Annotated in this window: 6 protein-coding genes; 1 reads left to right on the top strand and 5 read right to left on the bottom strand. The window is 72.2% G+C overall.

Features of this window, described 5'->3' with window-relative positions; genetic code table 11:
• The first annotated feature begins 304 nt into the window (after positions 1-304).
• Complete coding sequence (locus JK356_RS18550; protein ID WP_201869738.1) at positions 305-838, top strand: N-acetyltransferase; 534 nt, start codon at positions 305-307, stop codon at positions 836-838.
• Here the strand turns inward: JK356_RS18550 and JK356_RS18545 are convergent.
• The 5 genes from JK356_RS18545 to JK356_RS18525 are packed head-to-tail and all read right to left on the bottom strand — an operon-like array spanning position 819 to position 7,172.
• The gene (locus JK356_RS18545) at positions 819-2,084 is read right to left on the bottom strand and encodes a type VI secretion protein (protein ID WP_201869732.1); all 1,266 of its coding nucleotides are present in this window, start codon (positions 2,082-2,084) and stop codon (positions 819-821) included. The genes JK356_RS18550 and JK356_RS18545 overlap by 20 nt on opposite strands.
• A complete protein-coding gene (locus JK356_RS18540) occupies positions 2,081-3,490 on the bottom strand; it encodes an ATP-binding protein (protein WP_201869730.1) in 1,410 nt (469 codons plus the stop codon). The genes JK356_RS18545 and JK356_RS18540 overlap by 4 nt, the downstream gene beginning before the upstream one ends.
• 37 nt (positions 3,491-3,527) lie before the next feature.
• Positions 3,528-5,081, bottom strand: coding sequence for an SCO6880 family protein (locus JK356_RS18535; RefSeq protein ID WP_201869728.1), 1,554 nt, complete (start codon positions 5,079-5,081; stop codon positions 3,528-3,530).
• Entirely contained in the window at positions 5,078-6,355 is a 1,278-nt protein-coding gene (locus JK356_RS18530) for a hypothetical protein (protein ID WP_374100677.1), read from the bottom strand. The genes JK356_RS18535 and JK356_RS18530 overlap by 4 nt, the downstream gene beginning before the upstream one ends.
• Positions 6,345-7,172 (bottom strand): hypothetical protein, encoded by an 828-nt coding sequence (locus JK356_RS18525; protein ID WP_201869726.1) that lies wholly within the window; start codon positions 7,170-7,172, stop codon positions 6,345-6,347. Before JK356_RS18525 ends, JK356_RS18530 begins: the two co-directional genes overlap by 11 nt.
• Positions 7,173-7,268: the final 96 nt, after the last annotated feature.

The following is a 7,268-nucleotide window of genomic DNA, read 5'->3' as shown; positions in this document are numbered from 1 at the left end:
GGCACCCGCCGCGGCGCGGGAGGGAGCCGGAACCGGGGGGTTGGGTAGAGCCGTTGTCATCGTGTACTCCTCCACTGCGAGCCATCAGCGTCACGCCGTACCGACGCCGTCCACAGTGGCCGAGGAGGGGGGTGCGCCACGATGGTGCACGTCTCCGTATCGTCCGGGGGTTTACCCCACCCGGACCGTTGTGGCTGTCCCCCGGCGCCCGGCAGACCGGGCGACGGCCCTCGTGCCGGTCAGTCCGGTCCGCCGCCGGGATTCTTCTGGTCACGGCGGCCCGCCGGGTGACAGCATCGGTGCCATGCCCCCGCCCTACGCCATCCGCAGCACCCGCCGCGAGGACTGGCGCGAGCTGCGCGGCCTGCGTCTCGCCGCGCTCGCCGACCCGGCCGCGCCCGTCGCGTTCACCGAGCGGTACGACAAGGCCACCGCCCTGCCGCGCGAGGAGTGGGAGAAACGCGCGGCGGGCGGGGACCGGGTGACGTTCATCGGCGAGGACCCCACCGGCAGGTGGATGGGGATGCTCAGCGTCTTCTCCACCCCGCTGTGCGTCCGGGTCGTCGGCGTGTACGTGCGGCCGGAGGCGCGGGGCAGCGGGCTCGCGGGCGCCCTGATGCGCCGCGCGGCCGAGTGGGCAAACGGCCGCGAACTGCGGCTCCACGTCCACGAGCACAACGAGCGCGCCGCCCGCTTCTACGCCTCCTTCGGCTTCCGTCCCACCGGCGCAACCGACACCGACCCGCGGAATCCGGCGCTGCGCGCGTACGAACTGGCCTACCGGCCACGCCAGGACGGCCCGGGGCCCGGCCCCGCCGTCAGGCCCGCACGACGGTGAGGGACGGCTGCTCGGCGGTCACGGCATCGGCCAGCGCCGCCCGCAGCCCCGCCGTCTCGCGGTGGTCGCCGACGACGTACAGGGTGCCGCCCTCGCCCGTCAGGTTGTCCAGGGCCAGCGCGTCCACGCGCCCCGGCGAGCACGCCTGGCGGATGTGCAGCTGCTCCAGCCCGGCCAGCGCCCGCCCGATCAGGCCGAGCGCGGCGTCGCGGCGGCCGGGGTGCGTCGTCAGGGCGCTCTCCAGCTCCATCGACGCCCCGCCCGCGGCCCGCGGGTGGTTGCGGAGGATCTTGCCCGGCTCACCCTCGCTCCGGCCGTGCTTCCCGCCGCTCCAGCGCAGCACCTGGGGGAACGGCTCGCCGGCGAGGGCGGCGGCGTGCAGGTAGCAGCGCAGCAGCGTCTCGGCGGCCTCAGCGTCGAGCTGGAAGACCGGCTCGGCCGGGCGCACCGGCGCCAGCAGGGCGGCCGCCCGGCGCCGCGCCACCGCCATGTCCTCGCAGCCGCGCTGCGGCGCCCAGCGCAGCCGCACCGGCGCGTCCGTGACGTGGCCCGGGTCGTAGACGTGCACCGGGCCGCGCTTGGCCCGCTGCCTGGCGGTCTTCGCCCACACCTTTCCGCCCGGGTCCACGACCAGCAGGCCCTCGGGGGCGGCCAGCACGGCGGACACCGGGTCGGCCGGGCGCTCGGCGGACGGCGCGGCCGGCGCGGGAACCGGAGCCGGGGCGGGATGCCCGGCGGCCTCCCGGCCCTGCGGGAACTGCGGGGCGGGCGCCTCTTGCGCCGGGATCTCCGGCTCGGCGGGCCGCCGCTCGGCGCGCGCCGCCGGGGGCGGATCGGCTGCCGTGACCGGCCGCCGCCCCCCGGCGGCGATCCGCCGGGCCTTGCGGCGGGCGCGCAGCCGGGCGATCTGGATCGACACCAGCAGCACCGTGGCGAACGCGACGACCACCTGCGTCAGGAACACCAGCCACAGCAGCGTCGGGCCCGGCAGCTCCCGGGGATCGGCACGCGGCCAGGCCGCCGCCACGTCTCCCGGCGCCGTCAGGAACGACCGCACCGCCGTGCCCGTGCGCGTGAACGCCACCCCCTCGGGCCAGGCGCCGTGCGCGACGATGCCGCCCAGGCCCGTCGAGGTCCACACCAGGGCGGCGAGGCCCACGAGCGAACCGAGCGCGCCGACCAGCAGCACGTCGGGCACCCCGCCACCGCGCTTAGCGTCCTTGCCTGCCACGTCCGGCTCGCTCACACCGCGCCCTGCTGCTTTTCGAACGACACCACCCGCGCCTCGGTCTCCGCCTCGAACAGATCGTCCACCAGCTCCGCGGCGGGCTGCCGCACCGAGTCGGAGGACTCGGTCATCGCCCGGTCGGTGAAGACCAGCGGACGCTCCGCCTCGGTCACCAGGTGCTTGACGACCTGGACGTTGCCGTTCACGTCCCACACCGCCATGCCCGGCGTCAGCGTCGGGATGATCTCCACGGCCCAGCGCGGCAGGCCCAGCACCTGGCCGGTGGCGCGCGCCTCGTCGGACTTCTGGGCGTAGATCGTGCGGGTGGAGGCCATCTTCAGGATCGCCGCCGCTTCCTTGGCCGCCGCGCCGTCCACCACGTCGGACAGGTGGTGCACCACGGCCACGAACGACAGGCCCAGGCGCCGCCCGAACTTCAGCAGCCGCTGGAACAGCTGCGCCACGGACGGCGAGTTGATGATGTGCCAGGCCTCCTCGACGAGGAAGATGCGCTTCTTGCGGTCCGGCCGGATCCAGGTGTGCTCCAGCCACACGCCGACGATCGCCATCAGGATCGGCATGGCGATCGAGTTCCGGTCGATGTGCGACAGGTCGAAGATGATCAGCGGCGCGTCGAGATCGATGCCGACCGTCGTGGGCCCGTCGAACATGCCCCGCAGGTCACCGTCGACCAGGCGGTCCAGCACCAGCGCCACGTCCAGGCCCCAGGAACGGACGTCCTCCAGGTTGACGTTCATCGCCTCGGCCGATTCCGGCATGGGGTGGCGCAGCCGCTCCACGATGTCGGACAGGACCGGGTCGCGGCCCTTCGTCGTCTCGTTGACGTAGGAGTGCGCCACCTTCAGCGCGAAGCCCGACCGCTCGTCCAGCGGCCTGCCGAGCGCGACCTCGATGATGGTGCGCAGCAGCGCCAGCTGGCCGGTGCTGGTGATGGCCGGGTCCAGCGGGTTGAGCCGGACGTTGCCGTCGAGCGTCCCCATCGGGTCGAGCCGGATCGGCGTGATCCCCAGCGCCTGGGCGATGAGGTTCCACTCGCCCACGCCGTCCTCACCCTGCGCGTCGAGCACCACGACCTGCCGGTCGCGGAACCGGAGCTGCCGCAGCACGTACGTCTTCTCCAGCGCCGACTTGCCGTTGCCCGACTCGCCGAGCACGAGCCAGTGCGGCGCCGGCAGCTGCTGGCCGTACAGCTGGAACGGGTCGTAGATGTAGCCCTTGCCGGAATACACCTCGCGCCCGATGATCACGCCGGAGTCGCCGAGCCCCGGCGCGGCGGTCGGCAGGTACACGGCCTGCGCCTGCCCCGTCGAGGTACGGACCGGCAGCCGGGTCGTCTCGACCCTGCCGAACAGCAGGCTCGTAAACGCCTCGGCGATGACACTCAGCGGATCGCGCGCCGCCACCCCGGCACCCCCTTCAGCGCCATCACCCTCACGGCCCTCACCGCCGGATCCCCGTCGCGAAGGGCAGCGTGTTCACAAAGGCCCGGTGGTGCTCCCGGTCGCACCACTCCAGCTTCAAATATGACTTACCTGCCGAGGCCCGGATAGTGCGCTTGTCCCGGGCCAGCTGCTCCGGGTTGGGCGAGGACACCGTCAGATACCCGACCAGGTTCACGCCGGCCGCGCCGGAGGCCAGGTCGTCGCCGCGCTGGTCGACGCGCTGGTGCGCGGCCACGTCCCGCGGGTCGACCGTGCGGTTCATCTTCGCGGCCCGGGACCTCTCCGCCTCGTCGTTGGTCTTCTCCGTCAGCATCCGCTCGATGGCCAGCTCCGTCGGCTCCAGGTCCATGCACACCGCCACCGTCCGGATGACGTCGGGGGTGTGCACCAGCAGCGGCGCCAGGAAGTTCACGCCCACGGGCGTCAGCGGCCACTCCTTGATCCAGGCGGTGGCGTGGCACCACGGGTCACGCGTCTCCGACTCCCGCGTCTTCGCCTGGAGGTACGTCGGCTCCCTGGCGTCCAGCTCGGCCGGCCAGGCGTTCCGCTGGCTCATGGCCTGGATGTGGTCGATCGGGTGGTCCGGGTCGTACATCGAGTGGATCAGCGACGCCAGCCGCGCCTCGCCCAGCGGCTGGCGCACCCGGATGTCGGCCTCGGCGAGCCGCGCGCAGATGTCCATCAGCTCCCGCGCCATCACCACCGCCAGCGCCTCGTCCCGCGACATCCGCCGGCGTTCGCGCCCGGCCCGCGCCGCCTTGGCGATGGTCTGGGCCTCGTTGGCCAGCTCCCGGGAGTGGTGCATACACGCCACCAGATAGGCGCGGTGCTGCTCGCTGCTGGTCGACACCATGGACAGCAGCTGCTCGTAGGAGTCCCGGATCCACTCCGGCGCCTGGCTGTTGCCGCGCTCGCGCACGTCGTTGGCGTGGGCGTCGGGGTCGGCGGGCAGCGTGCGCGCCAGCATCTGTATGCGCGTGACGTAGCCGTCGCCGTTGGCCACGTGCTTCAGCAGCGTCCCGAACCGCTCGACCAGCGCCTCCTGGTCCTCGCTGTCGCGCAGGCCGACGCCGGGGCCCTCGATCTCGATCGCCGCCGTGATCGTCCGCCGGTCGGGGTGCAGCAGCACCGCCAGCTCGTCCGGGCCGAACGCCGTCGACAGCCACTGCACCCGGCCCACGCCGGGGGGCGCGCCGATCTGCACCTCACGCCCGTCGAGCGTGATGCCGGCCTCGGGGGCGCCGGAACGGTACGTCGCGCCGCGCCGCAGCGTCCGGCGGAAGGAACGGTTGATCTCGAACCACTTGTAGAAGGTGCGTCCGTTGTACGGCATGTAAACGGCTGCCAGCGCGAGCAGAGGAAAACCGACCAGGCCCACGATCCGGAGCGTCAGCTGCGGGATGAGCAGGCCGCTGAGCATCCCGAAGAACGCCCCGACGACGATCAGGGCGATCTCCCCAGTCTCCCGGTTCCGCCCCACGATGGACTGCGGGCGCGCCCGCCCGATCAGGTACGTACGCCGTCTGGTGACGGTCTGCGGCGGAGACGTCACCGGCTACCTCCCTTGCTGGATCCCCCGCCCTGCTGGGGTGGCTGTGCTTGCTGCTGCGCCCCGCGGGTACCGTGCGCGGCGACACCGCCCGCAACGCCGGTGCTCGCCGTGCTCTTCGCGCCGCCACCTGCGGCGGCGCCGCCGCCCGTCACGACGGCGGCCGGTGCGGTACCGCGGGACCCGTGGGTGCTCATGCCTTCCTTCAGGGTGGACGTGGTCGTCGCCACGGCCGCGTTCGCCACACGGCTGGACGTGTCCTGCCGGATGGCACGCTGGTTGATGATCTCGTCGCCGAAGCCCGGCACGAACCGGTAGATCATGGCCGAGGCGAAGATCGCCAGCAGGATGATCGCGAGTCCGGACACGATCGCCGAGAAGGAACTGGGCTCGCCGTCCTCGGCGTTGGTCAGCGCCGAGGCCAGACCGAGCACGATGGCAATCACCGGCTTCAGCAGGATCACCGCGATCATGATGCCCGCCCACCGGCGCACGTGGGTCCACATGTTCTTGTCGACCAGCCCGGCGTACACGGCGGTGCCGAGCAGGGCGCCGACGTACAGCATCGCGGCGCGGATGAACAGCTCCAGGAACAGCACGCCAGCGGCCAGGATCGACACCAGCGAGACGATGATCAGCATGATCGGGCCGCCGCCGATATCGCTCCCCGACTCCAGGGCCCGGGCGAATCCGCCGAAGAACTCCTCGGAGTTGTCCCCGGTGCCGGTGACGACGGCATCGGTCACGCTGTCCGTCACCGACACCACCACGTACAGCACCAGCGGCGTGAAGGCCGAGGCCATCACGGTCAGCCACAGGTAGCCGATCGCCTCGCCTATCGCCGTGAACAGCGGGACGCCCCTGATGGCGCGCTTGACGATGGCCAGCAGCCACAGCACCAGCGTCAGGATCGTGGAGGCCGCGAAGACCACCGCGTACTGCCGCAGGAACGAGGGGTTGGTGAAGTCGACCTCCGTCGTGGAGGACACCAGCTCCGACAGCTCGTTGACGATCCACGCCGCCGCGTCAGCACACCCCTCCGCCAGCGAGGACAGCGGATCGAGCGAACTCCCCGACGACCCCGACCCGCCGCCGTCCTCCCCGCTCGGCGGACCGTCACCCTCGCAGTAGTCGGCGGCGGGGCCGCGGATCAGGTCGCAGCGGTCGTCCTGATCCTGCGCAGCAGCGCGAGCGGTAACCGCCATGGCGCCGATGGTTCCGCCGCCAACGGCGAGGGCCCGCCGCAGCAGGCGGAAGCGCACGCGCTCACCGGGCATAGGTGAACCCCCCAAACCGCTCCACTGCTTCCGCCATTTCCTCGGCCGACGAAGCCCGCTGGTCGAGGGCGACAGGCACCGGTCCGTCCTCCTGGGAGAAGTCAGTGACCTTCCAGTCGCCTTCGGTCCATGCCAGTTCGTAGGTGTTGGTGTACCAGCTTTCCGTGACAGGGTTGGTCGACTCCGTACCCGCCAGGCCGAACAGTGCGGAGTACCACACCTCCACCGTTGCCCGGTTCCCGGAGAAGTCGATGAGGTTCGTGCCGACTGGGTTGATCCGCGACACGAAGGTCATGCCCTCAGGGACCGAGCCGTCCTCGCCGAGACCGACCCGCTCGAGGAACGCGGGGTCGGTGTAGACCTCTTCGAGGTCGGCGATCTGCTGGTCGACCTCATCCGGCGCGTACACGGCCCGCACGATCGACTCGCGCTGCTCGGCGTCGAACATCCCGACGCCCCCGAGTGCCACCGCGTAGTTGGCGGCGGCGCTCTGGGCGCCCTGTTCGTCCCGCGAGAAGCCGGAGGGCACGCCCCCCGAGGCGCCTTCCACAGGGGCGGCACCGGACGGAGCGGTCGGGTTGGCGCGCTGGCTGGGCTCATCCGACGAGCCGCCACCCTCCTCGGTCCCCGTCTGGTTGGCGAAGATGATGGCCGCGATGAGGAGCACCACCACGCCGACAATCGTCACCATGCTGCGCCCCGGCGAGGCCGGAGGGCGCCGCGAGGCCGACGGCTCCTCGCCCTCGGGCAGGCGCGTGCGGGTCTGCGCCGGAATACCACGGGCGCGCGGGTCCTCGTAGTCGTCGCCGTAACTCATGCTCGCGCCCCCTCAACCGCGCCGAGTCTATTCCCTCCTCACATGACGTTAGCGCCCCTGACCAAGGGCGTGGGCCCCACAATCCGCAGGAACCGT

Origin of the sequence: Streptomyces sp. 7-21, assembly GCF_016741785.1 — a bacterium.
GTDB lineage: Bacteria > Actinomycetota > Actinomycetes > Streptomycetales > Streptomycetaceae > Streptomyces.
Note: the sequence above shows the minus strand (reverse complement) of the source record. Positions and strands in the feature narration are given on the sequence as shown.

Coding starts and splice junctions, on each gene's coding strand:
- JK356_RS18550 (WP_201869738.1), top strand. CDS start 305: ATGCCCCCGCCCTACGCCATCCGCAGCACCCGCCGCGAGGACTGGCGC.
- JK356_RS18530 (WP_374100677.1), bottom strand. CDS start 6,355: ATGCCCGGTGAGCGCGTGCGCTTCCGCCTGCTGCGGCGGGCCCTCGCC.
- JK356_RS18525 (WP_201869726.1), bottom strand. CDS start 7,172: ATGAGTTACGGCGACGACTACGAGGACCCGCGCGCCCGTGGTATTCCG.